The organism is Fuscovulum blasticum DSM 2131 (assembly GCF_003034965.1).
Classification (GTDB): domain Bacteria; phylum Pseudomonadota; class Alphaproteobacteria; order Rhodobacterales; family Rhodobacteraceae; genus Pseudogemmobacter; species Pseudogemmobacter blasticus.
This window is the reverse complement of sequence record NZ_PZKE01000001.1, coordinates 60,647-83,392: the sequence shown is the minus strand read 5'-3', so window position 1 is coordinate 83,392 and position 22,746 is coordinate 60,647. Positions and strand designations below refer to the sequence as shown.

At 66.0% G+C, this 22,746-nt stretch carries 29 protein-coding genes; 17 read left to right on the top strand and 12 right to left on the bottom strand.

What is annotated here, in order from left to right; all coding sequences use genetic code 11:
- Nucleotides 1–29: 29 nt before the first annotated feature.
- Genes C5F44_RS00460 through C5F44_RS00445 form a run of 4 tightly spaced genes read left to right on the top strand, consistent with a single transcriptional unit; the run spans nucleotide 30 to nucleotide 3,616 of the window.
- Nucleotides 30–662 (top strand): DUF1956 domain-containing protein, encoded by a 633-nt coding sequence (locus C5F44_RS00460; protein WP_107671534.1) that lies wholly within the window; start codon nucleotides 30–32, stop codon nucleotides 660–662.
- A complete protein-coding gene (locus C5F44_RS00455; RefSeq protein WP_107671533.1) occupies nucleotides 655–1,596 on the top strand; it encodes an HlyD family secretion protein in 942 nt (313 codons plus the stop codon). Before C5F44_RS00460 ends, C5F44_RS00455 begins: the two co-directional genes overlap by 8 nt.
- Nucleotides 1,593–2,501: an ABC transporter ATP-binding protein gene (locus C5F44_RS00450; RefSeq protein ID WP_107671532.1), complete on the top strand. Its 909-nt coding sequence runs from the start codon at nucleotides 1,593–1,595 to the stop codon at nucleotides 2,499–2,501. The genes C5F44_RS00455 and C5F44_RS00450 overlap by 4 nt, the downstream gene beginning before the upstream one ends.
- Nucleotides 2,498–3,616, top strand: coding sequence for an ABC transporter permease (locus C5F44_RS00445; RefSeq protein ID WP_107671531.1), 1,119 nt, complete (start codon nucleotides 2,498–2,500; stop codon nucleotides 3,614–3,616). Before C5F44_RS00450 ends, C5F44_RS00445 begins: the two co-directional genes overlap by 4 nt.
- A 6-nt stretch (nucleotides 3,617–3,622) precedes the next feature.
- Here the strand turns inward: C5F44_RS00445 and C5F44_RS00440 are convergent, their stop codons facing one another.
- The 7 genes from C5F44_RS00440 to mbfA form a co-directional block, all read right to left on the bottom strand.
- Nucleotides 3,623–4,537 carry an ornithine cyclodeaminase family protein gene (locus C5F44_RS00440; protein WP_107671530.1) on the bottom strand — a complete coding sequence of 305 codons (915 nt, stop codon included), beginning with the start codon at nucleotides 4,535–4,537 and terminating at the stop codon, nucleotides 3,623–3,625.
- Complete coding sequence (locus C5F44_RS00435) at nucleotides 4,534–5,151, bottom strand: HAD family hydrolase (protein WP_107671529.1); 618 nt, start codon at nucleotides 5,149–5,151, stop codon at nucleotides 4,534–4,536. Before C5F44_RS00435 ends, C5F44_RS00440 begins: the two co-directional genes overlap by 4 nt.
- On the bottom strand, nucleotides 5,148–6,092 hold the full coding sequence (locus tag C5F44_RS00430; RefSeq protein WP_107671528.1) for a DMT family transporter: 945 nt from the start codon (nucleotides 6,090–6,092) through the stop codon (nucleotides 5,148–5,150). Before C5F44_RS00430 ends, C5F44_RS00435 begins: the two co-directional genes overlap by 4 nt.
- Nucleotides 6,093–6,101: 9 nt before the next feature.
- Nucleotides 6,102–6,581, bottom strand: a complete 480-nt coding sequence (locus C5F44_RS00425) for a YaiI/YqxD family protein (RefSeq protein ID WP_107671527.1) — start codon at nucleotides 6,579–6,581, stop codon at nucleotides 6,102–6,104.
- An 81-nt stretch (nucleotides 6,582–6,662) separates the two neighbouring features.
- Nucleotides 6,663–7,493, bottom strand: a complete 831-nt coding sequence (gene fghA / locus C5F44_RS00420) for an S-formylglutathione hydrolase (protein ID WP_107671526.1) — start codon at nucleotides 7,491–7,493, stop codon at nucleotides 6,663–6,665.
- Nucleotides 7,490–8,419: an AEC family transporter gene (locus C5F44_RS00415; protein ID WP_107671525.1), complete on the bottom strand. Its 930-nt coding sequence runs from the start codon at nucleotides 8,417–8,419 to the stop codon at nucleotides 7,490–7,492. The genes fghA and C5F44_RS00415 overlap by 4 nt, the downstream gene beginning before the upstream one ends.
- A 98-nt stretch (nucleotides 8,420–8,517) precedes the next feature.
- A complete protein-coding gene (mbfA, locus tag C5F44_RS00410; RefSeq protein WP_107671524.1) occupies nucleotides 8,518–9,495 on the bottom strand; it encodes an iron exporter MbfA in 978 nt (325 codons plus the stop codon).
- Between the two features lie 149 nt (nucleotides 9,496–9,644).
- Between mbfA and C5F44_RS17885 the strand changes: the two genes are divergently transcribed.
- From C5F44_RS17885 to rlmH, 4 genes are all read left to right on the top strand, one after another.
- The gene (locus C5F44_RS17885; protein WP_181318132.1) at nucleotides 9,645–9,821 is read left to right on the top strand and encodes a hypothetical protein; all 177 of its coding nucleotides are present in this window, start codon (nucleotides 9,645–9,647) and stop codon (nucleotides 9,819–9,821) included.
- Nucleotides 9,822–9,877: 56 nt separating this feature from the next.
- Nucleotides 9,878–10,495, top strand: a complete 618-nt coding sequence (locus tag C5F44_RS00405; RefSeq protein WP_107671523.1) for a TetR/AcrR family transcriptional regulator — start codon at nucleotides 9,878–9,880, stop codon at nucleotides 10,493–10,495.
- A 241-nt stretch (nucleotides 10,496–10,736) separates the two neighbouring features.
- Nucleotides 10,737–11,072 (top strand): ribosome silencing factor, encoded by a 336-nt coding sequence (gene rsfS, locus C5F44_RS00400; RefSeq protein WP_107671818.1) that lies wholly within the window; start codon nucleotides 10,737–10,739, stop codon nucleotides 11,070–11,072.
- Nucleotides 11,072–11,542, top strand: a complete 471-nt coding sequence (gene rlmH, locus C5F44_RS00395; protein WP_107671522.1) for a 23S rRNA (pseudouridine(1915)-N(3))-methyltransferase RlmH — start codon at nucleotides 11,072–11,074, stop codon at nucleotides 11,540–11,542. The genes rsfS and rlmH overlap by 1 nt, the downstream gene beginning before the upstream one ends.
- Here the strand turns inward: rlmH and C5F44_RS00390 are convergent, their stop codons facing one another.
- A complete protein-coding gene (locus C5F44_RS00390; protein ID WP_107671521.1) occupies nucleotides 11,543–12,214 on the bottom strand; it encodes a class II aldolase/adducin family protein in 672 nt (223 codons plus the stop codon).
- A 170-nt stretch (nucleotides 12,215–12,384) separates the two neighbouring features.
- Between C5F44_RS00390 and C5F44_RS00385 the strand changes: the two genes are divergently transcribed.
- The gene (locus C5F44_RS00385) at nucleotides 12,385–12,984 is read left to right on the top strand and encodes a LolA family protein (RefSeq protein ID WP_107671520.1); all 600 of its coding nucleotides are present in this window, start codon (nucleotides 12,385–12,387) and stop codon (nucleotides 12,982–12,984) included.
- 15 nt (nucleotides 12,985–12,999) lie between these two features.
- Here the strand turns inward: C5F44_RS00385 and C5F44_RS00380 are convergent, their stop codons facing one another.
- Nucleotides 13,000–13,584, bottom strand: coding sequence for a transglycosylase SLT domain-containing protein (locus C5F44_RS00380; RefSeq protein ID WP_107671519.1), 585 nt, complete (start codon nucleotides 13,582–13,584; stop codon nucleotides 13,000–13,002).
- 240 nt (nucleotides 13,585–13,824) lie between these two features.
- On the opposite strand from C5F44_RS00380, the gene hspQ reads away from it, so the two are divergent.
- The 6 genes from hspQ to C5F44_RS18280 all read left to right on the top strand — a co-directional run bounded on the left by hspQ (nucleotide 13,825) and on the right by C5F44_RS18280 (nucleotide 18,020).
- Complete coding sequence (gene hspQ, locus C5F44_RS00375; protein ID WP_107671817.1) at nucleotides 13,825–14,151, top strand: heat shock protein HspQ; 327 nt, start codon at nucleotides 13,825–13,827, stop codon at nucleotides 14,149–14,151.
- A 71-nt stretch (nucleotides 14,152–14,222) separates the two neighbouring features.
- Nucleotides 14,223–14,558 carry an STAS domain-containing protein gene (locus C5F44_RS00370; protein WP_107671518.1) on the top strand — a complete coding sequence of 112 codons (336 nt, stop codon included), beginning with the start codon at nucleotides 14,223–14,225 and terminating at the stop codon, nucleotides 14,556–14,558.
- A 19-nt stretch (nucleotides 14,559–14,577) separates the two neighbouring features.
- On the top strand, nucleotides 14,578–14,997 hold the full coding sequence (locus tag C5F44_RS00365; protein ID WP_107671517.1) for an ATP-binding protein: 420 nt from the start codon (nucleotides 14,578–14,580) through the stop codon (nucleotides 14,995–14,997).
- Nucleotides 14,998–15,225: 228 nt separating this feature from the next.
- Complete coding sequence (locus C5F44_RS00360) at nucleotides 15,226–16,797, top strand: gamma-glutamyltransferase family protein (protein WP_107671516.1); 1,572 nt, start codon at nucleotides 15,226–15,228, stop codon at nucleotides 16,795–16,797.
- The gene (locus tag C5F44_RS00355) at nucleotides 16,798–17,250 is read left to right on the top strand and encodes a GAF domain-containing protein (RefSeq protein ID WP_107671515.1); all 453 of its coding nucleotides are present in this window, start codon (nucleotides 16,798–16,800) and stop codon (nucleotides 17,248–17,250) included.
- On the top strand, nucleotides 17,250–18,020 hold the full coding sequence (locus C5F44_RS18280) for a GFA family protein (protein ID WP_328588424.1): 771 nt from the start codon (nucleotides 17,250–17,252) through the stop codon (nucleotides 18,018–18,020). The genes C5F44_RS00355 and C5F44_RS18280 overlap by 1 nt, the downstream gene beginning before the upstream one ends.
- Here C5F44_RS18280 and C5F44_RS00340 read toward each other — a convergent pair.
- The 3 genes from C5F44_RS00340 to C5F44_RS00330 form a co-directional block, all read right to left on the bottom strand.
- A complete protein-coding gene (locus C5F44_RS00340) occupies nucleotides 18,017–19,219 on the bottom strand; it encodes a winged helix-turn-helix domain-containing protein (RefSeq protein WP_107671514.1) in 1,203 nt (400 codons plus the stop codon). The genes C5F44_RS18280 and C5F44_RS00340 overlap by 4 nt on opposite strands.
- 106 nt (nucleotides 19,220–19,325) lie before the next feature.
- A complete protein-coding gene (gene rlmN / locus C5F44_RS00335) occupies nucleotides 19,326–20,510 on the bottom strand; it encodes a dual-specificity RNA methyltransferase RlmN (RefSeq protein ID WP_107671815.1) in 1,185 nt (394 codons plus the stop codon).
- A 125-nt stretch (nucleotides 20,511–20,635) separates the two neighbouring features.
- Nucleotides 20,636–21,160 carry an invasion associated locus B family protein gene (locus C5F44_RS00330; protein ID WP_107671513.1) on the bottom strand — a complete coding sequence of 175 codons (525 nt, stop codon included), beginning with the start codon at nucleotides 21,158–21,160 and terminating at the stop codon, nucleotides 20,636–20,638.
- 174 nt (nucleotides 21,161–21,334) lie between these two features.
- Between C5F44_RS00330 and C5F44_RS00325 the strand changes: the two genes are divergently transcribed.
- Both C5F44_RS00325 and C5F44_RS00320 read left to right on the top strand, forming a co-directional pair.
- Nucleotides 21,335–22,339, top strand: coding sequence for an asparaginase (locus C5F44_RS00325; RefSeq protein ID WP_107671512.1), 1,005 nt, complete (start codon nucleotides 21,335–21,337; stop codon nucleotides 22,337–22,339).
- Nucleotides 22,340–22,395: 56 nt separating this feature from the next.
- Nucleotides 22,396–22,743, top strand: a complete 348-nt coding sequence (locus C5F44_RS00320; protein WP_107671511.1) for a DUF2794 domain-containing protein — start codon at nucleotides 22,396–22,398, stop codon at nucleotides 22,741–22,743.
- Nucleotides 22,744–22,746 lie beyond the last annotated feature (3 nt).

Here is a 22,746-nt window from a genome sequence, read left to right as displayed (position 1 = left end):
TCAATCGTTTGATTGAATCATGAGTCGCCATGACCCGGCACCCAACCCGCACCGCCCTGATCGCCGCCGCGCTGCACCATTTCGGGCGCGAGGGGTATGAGGGCACCTCGACCCGGACCCTGGCCGCTGCTGCCGGCACCAACATTTCGTCGATCGCCTATCACTTCGGCGGCAAGGAAGGGCTGCGGCTGGCCTGCGCCGATACGGTGGCCGAGCGGATCGGGCGGGTCATCCGCCCGCTGCCGGGCAACCCGGCAGACCTGACGCGCACCACCGCGCGGGCCGTGCTGCGGCGGTTGCTGACGCGCATCGTTTCCTTCCTGATCGCCCGGTCGGAGGCCCAGGATACCGTGGCCTTCCTGCTGCGCGAACTGGCGCAGCCTGACAGCCCGGTGCTGGACCGCATCTATACGACGCTGGTTGAACCCCGGCACCGAGCGCTGTGCGCGCTGTGGGCGGCGGCAACCGGGCAACCGGCCGACTCGGTCGATGTGCGGCTGGCGGTGTTCTCGATGGTCGGACAGGCGGCCTATTTCCGGCTGGCCGCCCCGATTGTGCAGCGGCGGATGGGATGGGCGGGCTATTCGCACCCGGCAACCGCCGCCATCGCGCGGCGGCTGCTGGCCAATCTTGATGCGATGCTGGAGGCCACGGATGGCTGATTTCCTGTGTTCGCTGGGGTTTCTGTCGGCCTTCTTCACCACCTGCGCGGCCCCGTCGCCCCTGGCCACCGGCTATGTCGAGGGCGATTATGTGCAGGCGGCCCCGCTGGTGGTGGTGCGCGTGGAAAGCCTGACCGTGGCGCGCGGCGACCGGATCGAGGCCACGCAGGTGCTGGCCCGGGTTGAAGATCAGGACGCGCGCATCGCCGTGGCCTCGGCCAAAGCGGCGCTGGACAAGGCGGAAAGCGATCTGGCGAACCTGCTGGAAGGCAGCCGCGCGCCCGAGATTGCGGCGGTCGAGGCGGCACTGGCCTCGGCCCGGGCCAATGCCGACCGCAGCGCGAAAGAGGCCGAGCGGCAGGAACAACTGCTGCGGCAGAAGGTTTCCTCACAAGCGCAACTGGATGTCGCACGCGCTGCTGCCGACATGGCAGCCGCTGCCGTCGCCGAGGCCGAGGCGCAGCTTGAGGTGGCCCGCCTGCCCGCCCGACCGCATCTGATTGACGCGGCGGCGGCGGCGGTCGAGGTGGCCCGCACCACCAAGGCGCTGGCCGATTGGCAACTGGCGCAGCGCAGCCTGACCGCCGTCGCGCCTGGCGTGGTGACCGACATCCTGCGCCGCCCCGGCGAGGTGGCCGGACCTTCGGCGCCGGTGCTGAGCTATCTGCCCGACGGGGCGATCAAGCTGCGGCTTTATGTGCCCGAGCCCGATCTGGCGCGGGTCGCGGTTGGCACCCGGCTGGATGTCACCTGTGACGGCTGCGTCGCCACCACCGCGACCGTGACCTATGTCGCGGATCAGGCCGAGTTCACCCCGCCGGTGATCTATTCCAACGATGCCCGGCAGAAACTGGTCTATCAGGTCGAGGCGCGGCCCGATCCGGGCGCACCGCTGAAGCCCGGCCAGATCGTCGAGGTGCAGATCGCGCCATGACCGCCCCCCTTGTCATTGACGTGCAGGGCCTGACCAAGACCTTCGGCAAGCGCAAGGTGGTGGACACTGTCAGCCTGCGTGTGGCCGAGGGCGAGATTTCGGGATTTCTTGGCCCCAACGGTTCGGGCAAGACGACCTGCATCCGCATGATTTGCGGGCTGCTGACGCCCGATGCCGGCAGCGGCACGGTGCTGGGGCTGGACGTGCGGCGCGACCAGCGCGAAATCCGTCGGCAGGTCGGCTATATGACGCAGCGGTTCAGTTTCTACGAAGACCTGTCGATCGAGCAGAACCTGCAGTTCGTGGCGGGTCTTTATCAGTTGCCGAAGCAGGCGGTGCGCGACACGCTGGAAGACCTGGGCCTGACCTCGCGCCGCGCCCAGCTTGCGGGCAGCCTGTCGGGTGGATGGAAGCAGCGGCTGGCGCTGGCGGCCTGCATCATGCACCGGCCAAGGCTGCTGTTGCTGGACGAACCCACGGCGGGGGTGGACCCGAAGGCGCGGCGCCAGTTCTGGGATGAGATCCACGCCCGCGCGGCGACCGGGATCACGGTGCTGGTCTCGACCCATTACATGGATGAGGCCGAGCGTTGCCACCGGATCAGCTATATCGCCTATGGCCGCATGGTCACCACCGGAACGGTGCCGCAGGTGATTGCCGGATCGGGGCTGGTGACGATGACCGTTGACACCGACCAGCCCGGTGCGCTGGCCGCCCGGTTGCGGCAGGCGCCGGGGGTGGAACAGGTGGAACCCTTCGGCACGGCGCTGCATGTGACAGGCACCGATGCGGCGGCGCTGGAGGCGGCGATCCGGGCCGAAGGCGCGGTGCCGCGCAAGGCCGAGACCAGTCTGGAAGACGTGTTCATCCGCCTGATGGGCCAAAGCGCGGACAACATGAAATGATCGCCTCGCTGGCCCGCATCCTTGCCATTCTGCGCAAGGAATTCATCCAGATGCGCCGCGACCGCGTGACCTTCGCCATGATGCTGGTGGTGCCGGTGATGCAGCTTCTGCTGTTCGGCTATGCCATCAACACCGATCCGAAGCACTTGCCCGCCGCGCTGGTGGCGCCGACGCAGGACAGGTTCACCCGGGCCATGACGGCGGCGCTGGAAAACACCGGCTATTACGATTTTACCCATCCCGACGCCACCGCCGCGCAGGCCGAACGGCTGATCGCCACCGGCAAGGTGGCCTTCGTGGTGACGGTGCCTTCGGATTTCGGGGCGCGGCTGCTGCGCGGGGATCGCCCGCAGATCCTGATCGAGGCGGACGCCACCGATCCCGCCGCCGCCTCGGGCGCGATTTCCACATTGGGCACGGTGTCGGCGCAGGCGCTGACGCGGGAACTGGGGGTGACGGTTACACCCGCATCGGGCCCCGAAATCGTGGTGCACCGCCGCTATAACCCCGAGGGGCTGACGCAATACAACGTGGTGCCGGGCCTGCTGGGCATCATCCTGCAGATGACCATGGTGATGATGACATCCATGGCCCTGACCCGCGAGATTGAGCGCGGGACGATGGAAAACCTGCTGTCGATGCCCGTCCATGCGGCCGAGATCATGGTGGGCAAGATCACCCCGTTCATCGGCGTTGGCGCGGTGCAGATGCTGGTGATTCTGGGTGCGGCAGCGGTGCTGTTCGACGTGCCCTTCGTCGGGTCGGTCGGGTTACTGCTGTCGGGGGTGTTGCTCTTCGTGCTGGCGCTGGTGTTGCTGGGCTATCTGATTTCCTCGGTCGCGCGGACGCAGATGCAGGCGATGCAGCTTTCGATCTTTGTCTTCCTGCCGTCGATCCTGCTGTCGGGCTTCATGTTCCCGTTCAGGGGTATGCCCGGATGGGCACAGACGCTGGGGGAAATCCTGCCGGTCACCCATCTGCTGCGGCTGGTGCGGGGCGTCATGCTGAAGGGCGCCACCCCGGTGGATGTGGCCGGGCAGTTCGGCGCGCTGGCCATCATCGTGGTGCTGCTGGCCAGCGTGGCGGTGTTCCGCTTCCGCAAGACGCTGGACTGACCCGGCTCAGCGGGCCTGCCAACTGCGCAGGATGTAATCGGCGGTCATCAGGTCCAGATGCGCGCCGCCGCCGTTCTTGGCGATGGTGATCTCATCCTCCGACTGGCGGGCAAAACGCCCCGAGGGCAGGTCGTAGAAATCGGCAAGGATGCTGTCTTCGCGGATCGCGCCGGATTTCAGCGGCGCCATGATTTCCCCGATATGGTGAACGGTGGTGGCCCGGGCATCCACGAACAGCCGCGCCCGCGCCATGGCGGTATCGTCCACCTCGCGCATGTCGGGGCGGTAGGCGCCGATCAGGTCAAGATGCTGGCCGGGGCGCAGCCAGTCACCGCGCAGCAGCGGTTCGGTTGACATGGTGCAGGTGCAGATGATGTCTGCCCAGGGCACGTCCTGCTCAAGACTGGTCGAAACGGTCAGGCCAAGCGGTTCGGCCATCTCGGCGGCGGTGGCGGCCTTGCGTGACCAGACGCGGAATTCGGCTTCGGGGAACAGGCTGGAATAGGCCTGCACCATGGATCGCGCCACGGTGCCCGCGCCGACCAGCAGGATCTTGCGGCTGTCCTTCCGCGCCAGTTTGGATGCGGAAAGCAGGCTGTCGCCGGCGGTTTTCCATTTGGTGACAAGGTGGAAATCGACCAGCGCCGTCAACGCGCCGGTTGTATCGTCATACAGCGTGACCGCGCCATTGATCGTGGGTTTGCCAAGCGCGGCATTGCCGGGGACGACCGTCGCCACCTTCACCAGCGCGCCGATGCCATTGATCCAGGTGGCACGGTCCAGCAGCGTATCGGCGCCGCGATACACGAACAGATCCTTGATGTCGGGTTGTGCCAGACGGTGGCCCGCCTCGAACGCCCGCAGCAGGCCCTGCCAGGACAGCAGGCTTTCGCAATCGAACGGGACAATCTCGATGGTCATGGCGCGGCCTCCTGCGCGGTCAGCAATCCTTCGGCCACCAGCCGCGCGGCCCAGCCTTCGGGGCCGTCGAACAGGTGGGTGCGCCAGCCCCGGGCGGCGGCGGCGGCAATGTTTTCGGCCCGGTCGTCGGTGAACAGAAGCTGCCCGGGCGGCAGGCCGCTGTCGGCCTCGACCGCGGCATAGATCGCCGGGTCGGGCTTCATCACCCCCATCCGGCCCGAAACCCAGGCCCGGTCGAATTCATCCAGAAACGGATAGGCGGCGCGGGCCAGTTCGAAGGTTTCCGCACCGAAGTTGGTCAGGGCAAAGACCGGCACGCCCCGTTTCCGCAAGGCGCGTAGCAGCGAAACCGACTGCGGAATGACGGGCTGCAGCGTTTCAATCCAGTCATCGCGCCACCAGCCGATTTCGCGCCGCCATTGCGGGTGGTTTTCGGCCAGCGCGTCCAGTGTGGCCACGAAGGGGGCGCCGGCGTCCATCGCGACATTGGCCGCATGGATCGGCACTTCGGCAAAGAAGCGGCGGCGCGCGTCGTGGCCGATGCGGGCGTCATACATCGCTTCGGGATCCCAGCCCAGCAGGACATTCCCGATATCGAACACAACCGCCGTCATTCCGCCCCCTGCCGCCGCGCCGTTTCGCGCCACATCACATAAAGCCCGGCCCCGCAGATAAGGGCAATCCCCAGCCAGCTTGTGGCATCGGGCCAGGTGCCGAACATCACCACGCCCCAGAAAATGGCCATGGGCATACCCATGTATTCGAAGGGCGCCACAAGCCCGACCTCGCTGGTGCGATAGGCCTGGGTCACCATCAGCCCACCGATGGCGACCGACAGCCCGGTGGCAATGAAATAGGGCCAGTCCGCGGCCGGAGGCCAGATCCAGGGCCGGAACAGGAACGACCAGAGCGTGCCTTCGCCGGCCAGATGCCCGTCACCGAACCATAGGCCCATGGTTGCCGACGCGATGATGAACCCAAGCTGGGTATAGAACGACAGCGCCATCGCGCTTTCGGTGCCGCCCACCCGGCGGGTGATCAGGTTGCCGCTGGCGTAAAGCAGGGCGGACACGAAGACCAGCAGCGCCGCCGGCTGGATCACCCCGCTGCCGGGGCGCAGCATGACCACCACGCCGACCAGCCCCACCACCACGGCCGCCCAACGGCGGGGCCCGACCTTTTCATTCAGGAAGACCACCGACAGGGCGGTGATTGCCAGCGGGCTGACATAGGCCACGGCGGCCGCGTCGGCGATCGGCAGGGAGGCCAGCCCGGTGAAATAGGTCAGGTTCGAGGCCAGGATGATCGAGACGCGCAGCAGATGCGCCTTCCAGCGCCGGGTGCGCAACTGGCCGAAGCCCGTGCCGGTAACGGCAATCAGCCCCATCAGGAAGGCCATCCCGACCAGCGCCCGGATCAGGATCACCTGATGCAGCGCATAGTCACCGGACAGGAACTTGATCGACATGTCGTTGATCGAGAAGATCACCGTTCCGCCGACCACCAGAAGAATTCCGGTCAGGGCCGCCGGGGCAGGGGGGGCTGTGCGTTGCATGACGCCAGATCACCCCGGCGTGCGGCCGGAATCTGTTCCACCCGCGACACGCGCGCGCCGCAACACGCGGTCCAGCACATCCAGGAAGCGCGACCTGTCGCGCGCCGAGAAGGACCGCCCGCCGCCCTGCCGGAACGGATCGGCGCTGCGCAGGTCGGCCATCAGATCGCGCGTGGCCAGCACGCTGCCGATGTTCGCTGTGGTCAGCTCGTCGCCATCCGGCTTGACCACCGACGCGCCCGAGGCAATGACCCGTGCCGCCAGCGGAATGTCGGAGGTCACCACCACGTCACCGTGCGCGGCATGGTCGGCGATCCAGCGGTCGGCTTCATCCAGCCCGGCAGCCACATAGACGCTTTCCACCAGCGGGTTGGCCGAAGGCCGGATACCCCCGTTCGAGACCAGCACCATCCGCACCCCCAGCCTGGTGGCCACCCGCTCGGCCTCGGCCTTCACGGGGCAGGCGTCGGCGTCGATGTAAAGCGTCATGGTCCCGCCCCCGGCCACGCATGGCGGGAGCAATGTTCTTCGAAGAACATTGCAAATTCCTTCGAAGGAATTTGGCCGCGCTCAGCCACGCAGCGCCTGCGCGTGGAAATCGACATGGTCTTCCATGAAGGTCGAGACAAAGAAATAGCTGTGGTCGTAGCCCTTCTGCATACGGACGATGCCGCCCTGCCGGCGTTCGGTCATTGCGGCGGCCAGCGCCTCGGGGCGCAGCAGATCAAGGAACTGGTCCGAGGTGCCCTGATCAATCAGCATCGGCCCGTCAAAGCCGAAGCGCCGCATCAGATGGGTGGAATCATGCCCTGCCCACAGCGTTTCATCGCTGCCGAGATAGGCGGTGAACTGCTTGCGGCCCCAGTCGCTGCGGGTGGGTTCGCAGATCGGCGCAAAGGCCGAGACGCTGGCGAAGCGGCCCGGAAAGCTCATCGCGATGGTCAGGGCGCCGTGGCCGCCCATGGAATGGCCGGTGATGGCCTGTGCGCCCTCTTCCAGCGGAAAGGCGTTGAACAGCAGGCGGGGCAGTTCCTCGGTCACATAATCCCACATCTGGAAGTTCAGCGCCCAGGGGTCTTGCGTGGCGTTGACGTAGAACCCCGCGCCTTGCCCCAGATCAAAGGCGCTGTCATTCGCCACGCCTTCGCCGCGCGGGCTGGTATCCGGGAAGACAAGGGCAATGCCCTGTTCGGCCGCCCAGCGTTGCGCGCCGGATTTGACCATGGCGTTTTCATGGGTGCAGGTCAGGCCCGACAGATACCACAGCACCGGCACGGCGCCATTTTCGGCTTCGGCGGGCAGGAACAGGCCGAAGGTCATGTCGGTGCCCGTGGCCGCGGACGGGTGGGTATAGACCCCTTGAACGCCGCCGAAGCAGCGATTTTCGGAAATGGTTTTCATGATACCTCCACAAGGGAAATGACGGCGCTGACCGTCAGGATCGACAGCACGGTCGAGACAAGGATCGCGGTTGAAACGCGCTGCGGCGCCACGTTGTAATGCTGTGCCAGGATGAAGACGTTGCCTGCCACCGGCAAGGCGGCGGCGGCAATCATCACGCCTGCGGCGAAGGGATCGACCGCAAAGATCCACAGCGCGGCAACGGCAACGAAGGCGGGGTGAAGCACCAGCTTGGCAAAGGACAGCCAGGCCGCCACGCCAAGCCGCTCACCCCCGCGGCCCACCAGCGAGGCGCCGATGGCGAACAGCGCGCAAGGCGTGGCGGCAGCGCCGAGCAGCGTCATGAATTCCTGCACCGGCGGCCAGAGCTGGCGGCCCGTGGCGCCCCAGATCAGGCCAAGCGCGATCGAGACGATCATCGGGTTCTTCAGCAGCCCCACCGCCAGAATGCGGACCGTTGCCAGCGATACCCGCCCCGAGCGCAGGCCGGTGATTGCCATGGTCAGGATGGAGGAAAACACCACCATGTCCACCGTCAGCACCAGAAGCACCGGCGCCGCGGCCGCCGGCCCAAGAAGGGCCGCCAGCATGGGAATCCCAAGGAACCCGGTGTTGCCGGTCACCCCGGTATGCGCCTCGAACACGGCTTCTTCGGCCCGCACGCCGCGGATCAGGGTCACGGCGAACAGGATCAGCCACAAAAGCCCCGTCGCCCCCAGATAGGCCAGCACGAAGGGCAGGCTGAAGATCTCGGTCAGCGACAGATTGGCGGCAAAGCCGAACAGCATGGCCGACAGCGCGAAGTAGAAGACGAAGCGCGTCAGATAGGCCGTGGCTTCGGCATTGAAGAACCCCCGCCGCGCGGCGGCATAGCCAAGGCCGATCACGGCAAAGAACGGCAGGGTCTTGAGAAGGATGGCCAGCATGGTGCCCAACTGTCACGGCACGGCCAAAAGGGCAAGGCAGCGCGCCTTTCGCGCCGCCCTTCCCGGGCCGGATGGTCAGGCTTTGTGCAGCCCCCGGTTCACCCGCCGCCGATCAGCACACCGGCGGCAAAGACCAGTGCGCCGCCCAGAACCACCTGCAGCGCGGCCCGCAGGAAGGGTGTCTCCATGAAGCGGTTCTGAATCCAGGCAATCGCCCAAAGTTCGACGAAGACCACGATCATGGCGATGGTCGTCGCCGTCCAGAATTCGGGAATGAGATAGGGCAGGGCATGGCCCAGGCCCCCGATCGCCGTCATCACCCCCGAAGCAAGGCCGCGTTTCAGCGGACTGCCGCGCCCCGACAGCACGCCGTCGTCATGCGCCGCTTCGGTGAACCCCATCGAGATGCCGGCACCGACGCTGGCCGCCGCGCCGACCAGGAAGGTTGTCCAGGTGTTCTGCGTGGCGAAGGCCGTGGCGAAGATCGGCGCCAGCGTTGAAACCGATCCGTCCATCAGCCCGGCCAGCCCTGGCTGCACCCAGGTCAGGATGAACTGCCGCCGGGCATCGGCATCTTCGGTGTTCTTCTCATCGCCCCCCAGATGCTGCGCCTCCAATGTGCCGGCAATCGTCTCATGCCCCGCCTCGGCGGCGGCCAGATCGCCCAAGAGCTTGCGGGTGCCGGCATCGGCGGTGCGCTGCGCCGCGCGGGTATAGAATTCGGATGCCTGCCGTTCCATCGCCCGGGCTTCGCCCCGGATCGTTTCCAGCGACAGGTTGGTCGCCAGCCAGACCGGCTTGCGGGCATAGAAGCCGGCAACATGTTCCCGCCGGATCAGCGGGATCACGGCGCCGAAGCGCGACTGGTGCAGATCAATCAGCTGCTGTCGGTGGCCGTCTTCTTCCGCCGCCATATCGTCAAACACGGCGGCCGAGGCCGGATAGGCGGCGCGCAGGTGTTCGGCATAGCCGCGGTAGATGCGGGCGTCGTCCTCTTCCGAGGAAATCGCCAGCGCTAGCACCTCTTGCTCGGTCAGGTCCGAGAACCGGCGGCGAGAGGACAGGGCAGACAGCATGACACAGCTCCAATCTGGAATGATTCTAAATATGCCGCCGCCGATCTTTCGGCAAGCGAAACAAACTGAACTGATCGGTTCATAATCGAATTGACAAAACTAAACCGTTTAGTTCATATAGGTTCATCAACACCCGATGGAGTTTCCCGATGACCCGCTTCGCCGCCTTTCTTGCCCTGCTGATGATGGCCGCCGCCCCGGTTGCGGCGCAGGGCATGGACACGATCATGCCGCGTCTGACCTGGCCTGATGACAGCATCACCGCTTCGACAAAATCCTGCGTGACCACGGCACAGGACGCGACCGCCTGCCCCGCCCAGAAGTGACCGGCTGCCTTGTCGCGGCCCTGACAGGCGGTCTATGGTCCCCGAAAGGGGATCACATGGCCGAGACGGAAATCCGCAAGGGGCGCAAGTTTGACCAGGTGCTTGAAGGCGCCCGGCGCGTCTTTGTCCGGGACGGATACGACGGCGCCTCGGTCGATGACATCGCGCGCGAGGCGGGCGTGTCCAAGGCCACGCTCTATTCCTACTTCCCCGACAAGAACGTCCTGTTTCGCGAAATCTGCGCGACCGAATGTCGGCGCCAGACCGAGGCGGCCGAAGCCGAAATCGACATGTCTGCCCCGGTCGAAGATCTGCTGTTGTTCGCCGGGCGGCGCATCGTCGGCTTTTTCCTTTCGGACCTTGGCCGCGCCTCCTTTCGCCTGGTCGCGTCCGAGGGCGGGCGTTTCCCCGATCTGGCCCGCGACTTCTGGCAGAACGGGCCGGGGCTGGCCCAGGACCGGCTGGCGCATCACCTGCGCCGTCTGGCCGATGCCGGGCGCCTTTCCATCGACAACGCCGATCTGGCCGCCGAACAGTTCACCTATCTGAGCAAGGCCCATATCAGCGACCGTCTGCTGTTCGGCATGGAAGACAGCATTACCGCCGAAAGCGTCGAAGCCTCCCTGCGGGGGGCGGTCAGGATGTTCATGGCATGCTACGGCGTGCCCCGCTAAGGCGCCGCTTTCCCCGGGCATCGGTGCCTGCGGGCGGGCCATCCGGCCAGCCTTTGCCAAACAAGCGGCTTGCAGTTGAGATTGCAGGGAGGCGGTGCTACTTTGGAGCCAAGGCCCGGCGCGGGGTATGCGCGCATTTCCGGAGGACGAACACCTGTCTCACTCTGATCCCTCGACCGGGTTGCCGGTCGGACCGCGGGCCGACCGCAAGCGGTTGCCCGAAACCTTTACCCCCGAACAGATGCTTGAGGCTGTCCTTGCCTCGGTCGATAACGACAAGGCCGAGGACATTGTACAGATTGATCTGCGCGGCCGGTCGGACGTGGCTGATTACATGGTGATCTGCTCGGGCCGGTCGTCGCGGCAAGTGGCTGCGATCAGCGAAAAGCTGGCTGACCGGCTCAAGCAGACGTTCGGGGTCAGCGCGAAGATGGAAGGGAAAGAGACCGGCGATTGGGTGTTGATCGACACCGGCGACGTGATCGTCCATGTCTTCCGCCCCGAAGTGCGTGACTTCTACCAGCTTGAAAAGATGTGGCTGCCCGCCGGGCAGGTGGTCGGGGCGCGCACGCTTTGATGCGGCTGCACCTGTGTGCGGTGGGGCGGCTGCGCGCCGGCCCCGAGCGCGCGCTGGTGGATGATTACCTTGACCGTCTGGGCAAGACCGGCCGCCCCCTGGGGCTGGGGCCGCCCGAAGAGCATGAGGTTGAGGACAAGCGCGGCGGCGGCATGGTGGCCGAGGGCCAGTTGCTGGCCCGCGCCGTGCCGGCCGGGGCCGCTATTTGCGTGCTGGATGAACGCGGCCGGCAGATGACCTCGCCCGAGTTTGCCGAAGTCCTGGCGGGCTGGCGTGATGCCGGGCGGCAGGACGCGGCCTTTGTCATTGGGGGTGCGGATGGCATCGACCCTGCCCTGCGGTCGCGGGCGGATCTGGCGATCAGCTTCGGGCGGATGGTCTGGCCGCATATGCTGGTGCGAGTGATGCTGGCCGAACAACTGTATCGCGCGGCAACGATTCTGGCCGGGTCACCCTATCACCGGGTCTGATCACGCCGGCTTGGTGCTGTCACCTTCGGGCGCAAGGCCATAGCTCATCCGCTGCATCTGCGCGATCACCCGTTCCATTTCCTCGTCCGACAGGACAGGCGGTTCGCCCAAGGCGCAGGCGGCGATGTACATCTGCGCCAACGCCTCCACCTCGACGGCCATCGACAGCGCGGCGTCCAGCGTCTTGCCAAGTGCGATCTGGCCATGCTGGCCCAGAAGGCAGGCCTTCCGGTCATGCAGGGCCGCAATCGCGGCATCCGACAGGGCCTGAGAGCCAAAGGTGGCATAGCGGGCACAGCGCAGGGTGTTCCCCCCCATGACCGCCACCATGTAATGAAAGGCCGGAATATTGCGGCGATGGCAGGCGACGGCGGTCGCATGTACCGAATGGCAATGCAGCACCACATCGACATCGGGCCGCGCCTTCAGGATGTCGCGGTGAAAGCGCCATTCCGAACTGGGCCGGCGGCCAAGATAGGTGCCGTCCCAGGCCATTTCCACAATGTCTTCGGGTTTCATGTTGTCATAGGGCATCGACGATGGCGTGATCAGCAGCCCCGCGCCATGGCGGACCGAAAGGTTGCCGGACGTGCCCTGATTCAACCCGGTTGCGTTCATCTTGCGGCAGGTGTCGATCATGCGGCTGCGAAGAGCGCGTTCGTCATCGGTCATGTGGTTGATCTTTCGGGATGGCTGCTGAAATGAAGATTCTTGCCCACCCTATTCCCGGCGCCGGTGTTTTGTCGCTGCGGCATGGCGGCCCTTCACGGCTGCGGCACATTCCCGCGAGTGTCCGGGGCAGGGATATTCCGCCGGCCCCGCCGATACCTTATATAGGAGGTATGAACCGCCGTACCGCGATCCTCGCCCCGCTTGCCCTGCTGGCCCTTGGCCAGCCCGCCTTGGCCGACAAGCTGCCCTTGGGCACGTTGTCAAAATACCTGAACAGCCTGACCACGGTTGAGGCTGACTTCACACAAGTGAACGCGGACGGGTCGGTTTCGACCGGCAAGATCTATATCAAGCGCCCGGGCCGGGTGCGGTTTGAATATGCGCCGCCGGACAAGTCGCTGGTGCTGGCCAGTTCCGGCAGCGTGGCCATCTTCGACGGCAAATCGAACCAGGCGCCCGAACAATACCCGCTGAAGCGGACGCCGCTGAACCTGATTCTGGACAGCAACATTGATCTGGCGCGGGCCAAGATGGTGGTCGGCCACCGGGCCGACGGCACCTCGACCCGGGTCAAGGCACAAGACCCCGAGCACCCCGAATACGGCACCATCGAACTGGTGTTCACCGCCGATCCGGTGGAACTGCGCCAATGGGTGATCACCGACGATCTTGGCAAAGAGACCACGGTGATCCTGGGCACGATGAAGAAGGGCGGCGATCTTGGCAGCGCCCTGTTCTCGATCCCGCGCGAGGTTGAACGCCGCGGCTAGGCCGCGGCGTCAGGCTCAGCGGCTGCAGCCCGCCAGTTGCTGGCTGTACATGGTCGCGCGTGATCCAACCTTGGCGGCAACCTGAACAAGCCACGGCTTGCCCAGATGGCTTTGGCTGGCATAGCCGCTGCGGCCTTCGTGATAGGCCAGATACTGGGCTTCGGCGTTGTCCAGCGGGATGCCCAGCTTGCGGGTGGTCTCGGAGAAATACCAACCCATGAAATCGGTCGCGTCGTCGATCCGGTCGCGCTTGGCGCCGCGGCCGCCCGCGGTCTTCTGGTATTCTTCCCAGGTGCCGTTCAGTGCCTGGCTGTAGCCATAGGCCGTGCTTTGCCGCCCCATCGGAATCACCCCAAGGGCAAAGCGGTGCGGCGTGCGGGCGTTGCCGATGAACTTCGATTCCTGATGGATCACCGCCATCTGCACGGCAACCGGCACGCCCCAGCGGCGTTCGGTGGCCTTCATGGCCCGAAGATACTGCGGACGTTCGCGGATGATCGCACATGCGTCATCCAACTGGCGCGGCGCCGCATACTCTCTACCGCCTCCACAAGAGGCCAGCAACAGCAGCAGAAGCGCCGCACGGAGAAACCTGCTCATTTGCCCCTCGTGCGGTTTTGTTCTTTCTTTTGTCCAAGTCTAACGCAAAGACGCGCCGGAGAAAACCTTTCATACCTTGCGTTTGCGATCAGATATGCGCGAGCAAGGCGCCGTTTCATGGGGCGAACGATGCTTGCGCGGTCACAGACTGTTTCCGGCACAACCGGGTGCTGAACAGGTGATCCGGTGGACATTACGGCCGCCCAAGCCTATTTATCGGGCATGGAGGGCCCCATCGGGATGCAGACCACACATGCAAAATATCACATCGGGCAGGTGCTCCGTCATCGGAAGCATCCGTTTCGTGGTGTCGTTTTCGATGTGGACGCGATGTTCTCGAACACCGATGAATGGTATGAGAACATCCCCGAAGACAGCCGCCCGTCCAAGGACCAGCCCTTCTATCACCTGCTGGCCGAGAACGAGCAAAGCTATTACGTCGCCTATGTGTCGGAACAGAACCTTGTGCCCGACGAGACCGGCGAACCGATCGACCATCCCGATGTGCCTGACCTGTTCGGCGATTTCGAGGATGGCCGCTATCCGCTGACCTTCAACCTGAACTGAAGCAGGCCCGCGCTTACGGCTTGCTAACGCTTCGGTCCTAGCCTTGCCCCGTTGCAACAAGGGGCAAGGACATGCAGCTTGAATCCACCATGCAGGGCACGACCCTGGTTATTCGCGCACTGGACGACAGGATTGATGCCGCCGCCGCCATCCAGTTCAAGGAACGGATGCGCGACCTGACGGCGGTGCCGTCGGCGCGGGTGATCCTGGATCTTGCCAGGGTGCATTTCCTCGATTCGTCGGGGCTGGGGGCTGTGGTCGCGGTCATGAAACTGCTGGCGCCGGATCGTCCGCTGGAACTGGCGGGGCTGACGCCCACAGTGGAAAAGGTGTTCCGGCTGACCCGGATGGATACGATCTTCACCATTCATCGCGGACTTGAGGCTGGCCTTCGGCAGGCCGGCTGACGGATGGGCGCAGTTCACGATGGCCGAGACGGCGATTGAACTGACCAGCGGCGCGAAATCGGTGCGCGAGGGGTTGCGTCGCGCGCTGCGAGGCCCGCCGTTTGACCGGCTGGCGATGGTTGACCGCAGCAATGCCGAAATCGTGCTGGCCGAGGTGCTGAACAACATCGCCGAACACGCCTATGCCGGCCGGCCCGGCCCGATCCGGCTTTGGGTGGCGCGCGAACCCGGCCGGCTGTGTCTGCGGGTTGAAGATGAGGGACGGCCGATGCCGGGCCATCGCCTGCCGCCAGACCGCCTGCCGGCGCCGGGCGAACTTGCCGAAGGCGGTTTCGGCTGGCACCTGATTCGCGCGCTTGCTTCTGACCTGCGTTATGACCGCTGCGGTTCACTGAACCGGCTGTGCTTTCACCTTCGCACGGAACAGTCTGCCGGCTGAGCCGGGATCGTCAACAGCGCAAGGGAAATGCCACAATCCCGCCGGAATCCGCGCCAAAAAGCGCCCGCGCCGTTTGGCACACGCGACCCGTAGCTGCTTGTTAGCTTCACCCCGGCGTCGGAGTAACAGCCCCCACCCAACTTCGGCGCCGGGGTTCGCAGCCTTCCCCAGACTTCAGCTTGGCAGACTGCAGCCGCCCGCATAGGCTCCTTCCAAACAGGAGCCTTCATGCGCGATTTTCATCTTCCCGGCCGTTCGGCCGTTTTGGCGACCAATGCCATGGCCGCCACGTCGCACCCGCTGGCCAGCCTGACCGCCCTTGAAACCCTGAAAGCCGGCGGCAGCGCGGCGGATGCGGCCATTGCCGCCGCCATGGTGCTGAACGTGGCCGAGCCGCAGATGTGCGGGCTGGGGGGCGATTGCTTTGTTCTGGTCAAGCCCGCCGGAACTGAAGAGGTGCAGGCGCTGAACGGTTCGGGGCGCGCGCCGGCCGGCCTGTCGGCCGAGACGCTGCGGCGGGCCGGCCATGCGAAGATGCCCATCCATGGTATTGAGGCCGTCACCCTGCCCGGCGCGGTGGATGCGTTTTGCCAACTGCATCAGGCGCATGGTCGCCTGCCGCTGGATCAGGTGCTGGCCCCCGCCATCCGCTATGCGGATGAGGGCATCCCCGTGGCGGCCCGCACCGCCTATGACTGGGCCGAGGATGCCCCGGTGCTGCAAGGCGACGCGATCCGCTTCTACACGCTGAACGGCGCCGCGCTGCAGCCCGGCCAGGTGTTCCGCGCCCCCGGACAGGCCGAAGTGCTGCGCCGCATCGCCCGCCAGGGCCGCGACGGTTTCTATACCGGCGAGGTGGCCGAGGACATGATCACCTCGCTGCGCGCCCTTGGCGGCAGCCATACCGCTGATGAACTTGCCGCCACCCAGGCCACCTGGGGCGCCCCCATCGGCGGCAGCTATGGCGATGTCGAATTGTTGGAGCACCCGCCGAACGGGCAGGGCGCTACGGCAATCCTGCTTCTGAACATCCTGTCGCGGTTCGACCTGAAATCGCTGCCCCCGATGGGCCACCTGCGCGCCCATCTTGAGGCCGAGGCGGCCAAACTGGCCTATGACGCGCGCAACCGCTTCATCGCCGATCCGGCGCCGCGGCTGGACCATATGCTTGCGCCGGAAACCGCCGCACGCCTGGCCGCGCTGATCGACCCTGACCGCGCCATGCCCGACCCTGCCCCGGTGACCGAGGCGATCCACAAGGATACCGTCTATCTGACCGTGGTTGACCGTGACCGCATGGCGGTGTCGCTGATCTATTCCATCTTCTGGGGCTTCGGCTCGGGCCTTGCCTCGGCCCGGTTCGGCATCAATTTCCAGAACCGCGGCGCGGGGTTCAGCCTGACACCCGGCCACCCGAATGAGGCCGGCGGCGGCAAGCGGCCGATGCACACCATCATTCCGGCCATGCTGCGGCGCGGGGGCCGTGTCGTCATGCCGTTTGGCGTGATGGGCGGGCAGTATCAGCCGGCCGGCCATGCGCGGCTGGTGTCGAACCTTGTCGATTACGGGATGGAGCTTCAGGCCGCCATCGACGCGCCGCGCAGCTTTGCCGGACCGAAAGGCTTTGAGGTGGAGCGCGGCTATTCCGCCGAAACCCGTGCCGCGCTGGCGCGGATGGGCCATGCGGTGACGATTCCGGGCACGCCCTTGGGCGGCGCACAGGCAATCCTGATCGGAGAGGACGGGCTGCTGACCGGCGGGTCTGATGCGCGCAAGGACGGCTGCGCTTTGGGGTATTGAATGGATTACGAAACTGCCACGAAGGAAATTCTCGCGCTCACCCACGGGGAAACCGATGCGGTGGCGCTGATGGCCACGCTGGCCTGCGAGATTCACGCCCGCCATCCGTTCAGCGACTGGACGGGGTTCTACCGGGTCGTTGCGCCCGAACTGATGAAGATCGGGCCCTATCAGGGTGGGCATGGCTGTCTGGTCATCCCGTTCTCGCGCGGGGTCTGCGGCGCCTGTGCCCGCAGCGGACAGGTGCAGAACGTGCCGGATGTCGACGCCTTCCCCGATCACATCGCCTGTTCCTCGACCACCCGGTCCGAACTGGTGCTGCCGGTCTGGAACGGCGCGGGGCGGCTTCTGGGGGTGCTGGATCTGGACAGCAACACCCCCGCCGCCTTTACCAAGGCCGATGAAGACTGGCTGGTGCCGCTGCTGGCCACGGTGTTCCGGGATGCGGCGTGATGCAGGGGGCCTGCCTTTGCGGCGCCGTCGCCTTTGAGGTGGACCCGCCCTTGCGCGATGTGGTTGATTGCCATTGCCGGCAATGCCGCAAGCAATCGGGGCATTTCTGGGCCGCAACCTCGGTTCCGCACGATCGCTTTCGCCTGACGCGTGATGACGGTCTGGTCTGGTATCGCGCCAGCCCCGCCGCGCAACGCGGCTTCTGCCGGCATTGCGGATCGTTCCTGTTCTGGCAGCCGGAAGGCGAGGATCGCCTGTCCTTTGCCGCCGGCGCGCTGGACGGGGAAACCGGGCTGGCCACCGCGGACAGCATCTTTCATGCCGGCGCGGGCGACTATTACACCCCCGCCGGTGGCCCGCCGCCCCGTCTGACCACCACCCCTGCTGTCCTGCAGGGCGCCTGCCTGTGCGGCGCAAACCGCTTTTCCCTGCCCGGCCCGATGGGCGAAGTCACCGCCTGCCACTGCCGCCAGTGCCGCAAGACCTCGGGGCATTACGCGGCCAGTTTTGACGCCAGCGAACCTGATCTGCATTGGCAGGCCCGGCATCTGGCTGAATATGTCACCCCGGGTGGCGGGCGGCGCGGCTTTTGCCCCGGTTGCGGCACATCGCTGTTTTTCCGCGCGGCCGATGGCAGCTTCTCGGTTGAGGCGGGCTGTATCGAGGCGCCGACCGGCGGGCGGTTGGCCGGCCATATCTTCGTGGCTGACAAGGGCGATTACTACGCGCTGACCGACGGGCTGCCACAATGGCCCGGCGCGGGCGATTAGGCCGCCGCCCTTTCCCAGCCCGGCAGATATTCGACCCGATCACAGCCGGCAAAGCGCGCCAGTCGGTCCAGCTCTGCCTCAAGCCGCGCGCGGCGGCCGGTGCCCAGCCGGACGCCAGGTTCGGGCCAGAAGCCACGCACCTTCAGCGTGGCCGTGTCGCGGAACGCCTTGGCATCCAGCCGGCCGACCAGCCGGTCGCCCTCCAGCAGCGGAAAGACGTAATAGCCGTATTGCCGTTCCGGTTCGGGCACGAACACCTCGATCCGGTAGAAGAAGCCGAACAGGAACTCGGCCCGCTTGCGGTCGCGCAGCGCCGGGTCGAAGGGCGACAGAACCCGCAGCCGGGTGGGTGGGGCCGGCGGCACGATGTTCAGCGTTTCGGGCCGTGTCACCACCTTGCGGCGGGTGCCGGTCCAGCCTTCGACCTCGGCCTCGATCACCGTGCCGCGGGCCAGGGCCTCGCGTGTCCAGGCCTTGGCCTCGTCGGGGCCAACCAGCGCCCAATAGGCCGCCAATTCGCCGCTGGTGGCAAAACCCAGCCGGTCCAGCGCGCTGGAACAGGCCCAGTCCAGTGTTTCCCCGGGCGCGGGGTCGGCCCGTCGCGCCGCTTCGGGGATGACGCGTTCGGTCAGGTCATACACCTTCTTGAACCCGTCGCGGTGGCAAACGGCCAGATCGCCCACTCGCCACAGGTATTCCAGCGCCGCCTTTGACGGGTGCCAGTCCCACCAGCCGCCCTTGCCGCGCTCTTCCCCTTCGCCCACGTCGCCGCTGCTGACCGGGCCACCGTCAGCCACCCGCTTCAGCACCTCGTCGAACTTGTGGTGGAACCCGTCGCGCTGCCAGCCGGTCCAGCGGTCAACCAGCCGCTGCCGGTCGCGGTTGAAGCGGTGCTTCCAATGCCCATAGACCGAAATCGGCAGCACGCTGGCATCATGGGTCCAGTGTTCCCACAGCGCGCGGTCGCGCTCGACCAGCCGCTTCAGCGCGGCCGGCTGATAGCTTTGCCGGCGTGACCACAGGATCATGTGATGCGCCCGTTCGACGGTGTTGATGCTGTCCACCTGCACGAAGCCGATACGGTCGATCAGCCCGGCCAGCGCCGCCCCCTTTGCCGCGCCCACGGGGGCTTCGGCCAGGGCATGGCGGTCCAGGAACAGGCGGCGGGCGGTGGTGTTCGGGATCAGCGGCAGAGTCATGCGCGCAGGCTAGCAGCCCCGGCGGTCCCACGCCAGAAAAGAAAACAAAGCATGAACTTCATCTTGGCCCAAATACCCGATGCACCGCTTGCCAAGCGCGGTGGCGTCAGGCCGGAAGCCCCGCCTCGGCCGCCACTTCGCGCGCCGGTTTCCGCGCCCGTTCGGTGGCTGATTTCAACTGGCCGCAGGCGGCCATGATGTCTTCGCCGCGCGGCGTGCGGATGGGGCTGGCATAGCCCGCCTTGTAGATGATGTCGGCGAAGGCCTCAATCCGCCCCCAGTCCGACCGTTGGTAGGGGCTGCCGGGCCATTCGTTGAACGGGATCAGGTTGATCTTGGCCGGGATGCCGGCAATCAGCTTGACCAGACGGCGCGCGTCGGCGTCGCTGTCGTTCACGCCTTTCAGCATGACATATTCAAAGGTGATCCGTTCGCTGTTCGACAGGCGCGGATAGTCGCGCAGGGTGTCCAGCAGGGTCTTGATGTTCCAGCGCTTGTTGATTGGCACCAGTTGGTCGCGCACCTCGTCAGTGGTGGCATGGAAGCTGATCGCAAGCTGGCAGCCGATTTCCTCGGCGCAACGGGCAATTTCCGGCACCACGCCGCTGGTCGACAGGGTGATGCGGCGGCGGCCAAGGGCAATCCCCTCGTCATCGCGGACCACGCCCATGGCATCACGCACCGCGTCGAAATTGTACAGCGGCTCACCCATGCCCATCAGCACGATGTTCGAGATCAGGCGTTCACCCGTGCTGCCTTCGCCCGGTTCCGGCCATTCGCCCAGATCATCGCGCGCCACCATGACCTGGCCGACGATTTCGCCCGCGGTCAGGTTGCGCACCAGTTTCTGCGTGCCGGTGTGGCAGAAGGAACAGGTCAGCGTGCAGCCGACCTGGCTGCTGATGCACAGGGTGCCGCGGCCTTCCTCGGGGATATAGACGGTTTCCACCTCATGCCCGCCGGCGATGCGCAGCAGGTATTTGCGGGTGCCGTCGGCGCTGATCTGGCGCGTCACGATCTGCGGCAGCGCGATCTCGAACCGCTCGGCCAGAAGGGCGCGATAGTCCTTGGCCAGGTTGGTCATCGCGGTGAAATCGCGGACACCCCAGTAATAGACCCATTGCCAGATCTGGCCCACGCGCATCTTCGCCTGCTTTTCCGGCGTGCCAGCGGCGATCAGCGCCTCGCGCAGTTGCGGGCGCGTCAGGCCGACGATGTTGGTCCGCCCGGTGTCGGGCAGCTTGCGCGGCAGGGTCAGCACGTCTTGCGTGATCGGGGCGGTCATGGGCAGATCTTTCGGTTCGGGCCTTGTCACAGGCGATCTGGCGGATGGCGGGGATATAGATGATTCCCCCGAAAAACGAAAGCGCCCCGGAAGCCGGGGCGCAAATCTACAGGCCGGTCGCAGGCTGCGGCTTACTTGCAGCGCTTCTCGGCATCGGCCATGGCGGCGGTAAAGCCGCGCAGGCTGAAGGTGTCCTTGGTCTGGGTGCCCTTGCCCGACCGGGCGCTGACCACCGCGCTACCGCCCGCCTTGAGCGCCTTGAGCAGCGCCGCATCATCCGCCGCGCTGCCCGGCCAGGCCCATTCACCATCGCTGAACAGGTCAAAGCTGTTGCCACCGTCGATGGTGACCTTCACGGTCGAGCCGCTGGCGAAGGGGTAGCCGCCGGTAAAGCTGATCTCGCCGGGTTTGCCGGGGCGGAAGGTCACGAACAGCAGGATGTCGCCGCGGCGCACCGAGACCGGCTTGCCATCGCGGCTGTTGACCGTTTCCTTCGGCTTGGACACGCCCCAGCATTCCTTGGGGCTTTCCTCGACAAAAACGTTCCAATCGGTCAGCGTCGCCACCCGATTTGTTGATTCCTGAGCGGCAACCACGCCAGTGGCGGCCAAGGTGAACGCGGCTGCGCAGAGCACGCGGCGAAGGGCGGAAGTCATGTCTGACGCAGCCTCCAAGCTGTCTTTTGCCTCTTTGCCCCTGCGCTGCCCGGCCTTTGGCCTTGTTCGTGCTGGCAGAGGCGTCCTGAACCCGATACTCCAGCTTTACTGAAAAAGGCCATTGGGCGAAAGCCCCATGGGCAGAAAATCGCACATCTGTGACGGAGAGGCGGCATGACAAGGGTGGATCAGGGCGCGGTTCCCATGGCCGAGGTGTGGCGTGGCGGGCTTCTGGAAAGCACGCATCTGGGCCATGCCGTGATTTGCGATGCCCGTGGCATTGTCCAGGCCTGGGGCAATCCGGCGGCGGTGGTGTTTCCGCGGTCATCCTGCAAGATGATCCAGGCGCTGCCTTTGGTGGAAAGCGGGGCCGCCGCTGCGGTGGGTCTGACCGATGCGCATCTGGCGCTGTCCTGCGCCAGCCACCAGGGCGCGCATCTGCATGTGGAAATGGCCGGGCGCTGGCTGGCCGATCTTGGCATGACCGAGGCCGATCTGCGCTGCGGCGCGCATGAACCCGCCGACCGCGAGGAACGTGACCGCCTGATCCGCGCCGGAGACGCCCCTTGTCAGTTGCACAACAACTGTTCCGGCAAACATTCCGGCTTCCTGACGGCGACCCGCCATCTGAAGGCCGGGCCGGAATATGTGGAGATTGACCACCCGCTGCAAAAGGCGATCCGCGCCGCGACCGAGGAGGTGACCGGCGAAACCATCTCGGGCTGGGGGATCGACGGCTGTTCCGCCCCGAACTTCGCGATGAGCCTTGAAGGGCTGGCCCGGTCGATGGCGGCCTTTGCCACGGCGCGCGAAGGCCATGGTGTGCGCGAAAGCGCGATGCACCGGCTGGCCCATGCCATGGCGCGCTATCCCGAGCTGGTGGCCGGCGAAGGCCGCGCCTGCACCGAACTGATGCGGGCCATGGGCGGCAAGGTGGCCATCAAGACCGGGGCCGAGGCCGTGTTCGTGGCGATCCTGCCGGAACAGGGCCTTGGCATCGCGCTGAAGGTGCTGGACGGCAATTCCCGCGCGTCCGAGGCGGCCATCGCCGCGCTGCTGGTCAAGCTGGGCGTGCTGGACGCCGCCCATCCCGACGCGCAAAAACGGCTGAACCCGATCCAGAAGAACTGGCGCGGGCTGGTCACGGGCGAACTCCGCGTCGCGCCGGGGTTCGTGTAACGGCAAGGTGACGCCGCGCGCTTGATTTGAAGGGGAAGGTCGGGCAGGCTGATCCCATGAACATGGAAGCGCCCGTTCCCTTTCCGTCGGGTGGCCATCTGCCCGAGCAGGTGGCCTTTGACCGGCGGGAGCTTTCGCTGATCCTTCGCCTTTACGGCCGGATGGTGGCCGCCGGCGAATGGCGGGATTACGGCATTTCCCACGGGGCCGAGGCGGCGGTGTTCGCCGTATTCCGCCGCACCGCCGAAACCCCGCTTTACCGGATTGAAAAGCGGCCAAAGCTGCGGGCCAAGCAGGGCATCTATGCCGTGGTCAGCGAAGGCGGCCATATCCTGCGCCGCGGGCACGAGCTTGAGGCTGTTCTCAAGGTGCTGGAGCGCAAGCTGATCCGTCCGGTGGACTGAAGC

Excerpts from the sequence above, each read along its gene's own strand:
- C5F44_RS00325 (WP_107671512.1), top strand. The coding sequence starts at position 21,335 with ATGACAAGGGTGGATCAGGGCGCGGTTCCCATGGCCGAGGTGTGGCGT.
- C5F44_RS00430 (WP_107671528.1), bottom strand. The coding sequence starts at position 6,092 with ATGCAACGCACAGCCCCCCCTGCCCCGGCGGCCCTGACCGGAATTCTT.
- hspQ (WP_107671817.1), top strand. The coding sequence starts at position 13,825 with ATGCAGACCACACATGCAAAATATCACATCGGGCAGGTGCTCCGTCAT.
- C5F44_RS00440 (WP_107671530.1), bottom strand. The coding sequence starts at position 4,537 with ATGACCATCGAGATTGTCCCGTTCGATTGCGAAAGCCTGCTGTCCTGG.
- C5F44_RS00360 (WP_107671516.1), top strand. The coding sequence starts at position 15,226 with ATGCGCGATTTTCATCTTCCCGGCCGTTCGGCCGTTTTGGCGACCAAT.
- rsfS (WP_107671818.1), top strand. The coding sequence starts at position 10,737 with ATGCTTGAGGCTGTCCTTGCCTCGGTCGATAACGACAAGGCCGAGGAC.
- C5F44_RS00460 (WP_107671534.1), top strand. The coding sequence starts at position 30 with ATGACCCGGCACCCAACCCGCACCGCCCTGATCGCCGCCGCGCTGCAC.
- C5F44_RS00380 (WP_107671519.1), bottom strand. The coding sequence starts at position 13,584 with ATGAGCAGGTTTCTCCGTGCGGCGCTTCTGCTGCTGTTGCTGGCCTCT.
- C5F44_RS00390 (WP_107671521.1), bottom strand. The coding sequence starts at position 12,214 with ATGACCGATGACGAACGCGCTCTTCGCAGCCGCATGATCGACACCTGC.
- rlmH (WP_107671522.1), top strand. The coding sequence starts at position 11,072 with ATGCGGCTGCACCTGTGTGCGGTGGGGCGGCTGCGCGCCGGCCCCGAG.
- C5F44_RS00330 (WP_107671513.1), bottom strand. The coding sequence starts at position 21,160 with ATGACTTCCGCCCTTCGCCGCGTGCTCTGCGCAGCCGCGTTCACCTTG.
- C5F44_RS00340 (WP_107671514.1), bottom strand. The coding sequence starts at position 19,219 with ATGACTCTGCCGCTGATCCCGAACACCACCGCCCGCCGCCTGTTCCTG.
- C5F44_RS00370 (WP_107671518.1), top strand. The coding sequence starts at position 14,223 with ATGCAGCTTGAATCCACCATGCAGGGCACGACCCTGGTTATTCGCGCA.
- C5F44_RS00385 (WP_107671520.1), top strand. The coding sequence starts at position 12,385 with ATGAACCGCCGTACCGCGATCCTCGCCCCGCTTGCCCTGCTGGCCCTT.
- fghA (WP_107671526.1), bottom strand. The coding sequence starts at position 7,493 with ATGAAAACCATTTCCGAAAATCGCTGCTTCGGCGGCGTTCAAGGGGTC.
- mbfA (WP_107671524.1), bottom strand. The coding sequence starts at position 9,495 with ATGCTGTCTGCCCTGTCCTCTCGCCGCCGGTTCTCGGACCTGACCGAG.
- C5F44_RS00455 (WP_107671533.1), top strand. The coding sequence starts at position 655 with ATGGCTGATTTCCTGTGTTCGCTGGGGTTTCTGTCGGCCTTCTTCACC.
- C5F44_RS00355 (WP_107671515.1), top strand. The coding sequence starts at position 16,798 with ATGGATTACGAAACTGCCACGAAGGAAATTCTCGCGCTCACCCACGGG.
- C5F44_RS00445 (WP_107671531.1), top strand. The coding sequence starts at position 2,498 with ATGATCGCCTCGCTGGCCCGCATCCTTGCCATTCTGCGCAAGGAATTC.
- C5F44_RS00405 (WP_107671523.1), top strand. The coding sequence starts at position 9,878 with ATGGCCGAGACGGAAATCCGCAAGGGGCGCAAGTTTGACCAGGTGCTT.
- C5F44_RS00365 (WP_107671517.1), top strand. The coding sequence starts at position 14,578 with ATGGCCGAGACGGCGATTGAACTGACCAGCGGCGCGAAATCGGTGCGC.
- C5F44_RS18280 (WP_328588424.1), top strand. The coding sequence starts at position 17,250 with ATGCAGGGGGCCTGCCTTTGCGGCGCCGTCGCCTTTGAGGTGGACCCG.
- C5F44_RS17885 (WP_181318132.1), top strand. The coding sequence starts at position 9,645 with ATGACCCGCTTCGCCGCCTTTCTTGCCCTGCTGATGATGGCCGCCGCC.
- C5F44_RS00435 (WP_107671529.1), bottom strand. The coding sequence starts at position 5,151 with ATGACGGCGGTTGTGTTCGATATCGGGAATGTCCTGCTGGGCTGGGAT.
- C5F44_RS00415 (WP_107671525.1), bottom strand. The coding sequence starts at position 8,419 with ATGCTGGCCATCCTTCTCAAGACCCTGCCGTTCTTTGCCGTGATCGGC.
- C5F44_RS00320 (WP_107671511.1), top strand. The coding sequence starts at position 22,396 with ATGAACATGGAAGCGCCCGTTCCCTTTCCGTCGGGTGGCCATCTGCCC.
- C5F44_RS00425 (WP_107671527.1), bottom strand. The coding sequence starts at position 6,581 with ATGACGCTTTACATCGACGCCGACGCCTGCCCCGTGAAGGCCGAGGCC.
- C5F44_RS00450 (WP_107671532.1), top strand. The coding sequence starts at position 1,593 with ATGACCGCCCCCCTTGTCATTGACGTGCAGGGCCTGACCAAGACCTTC.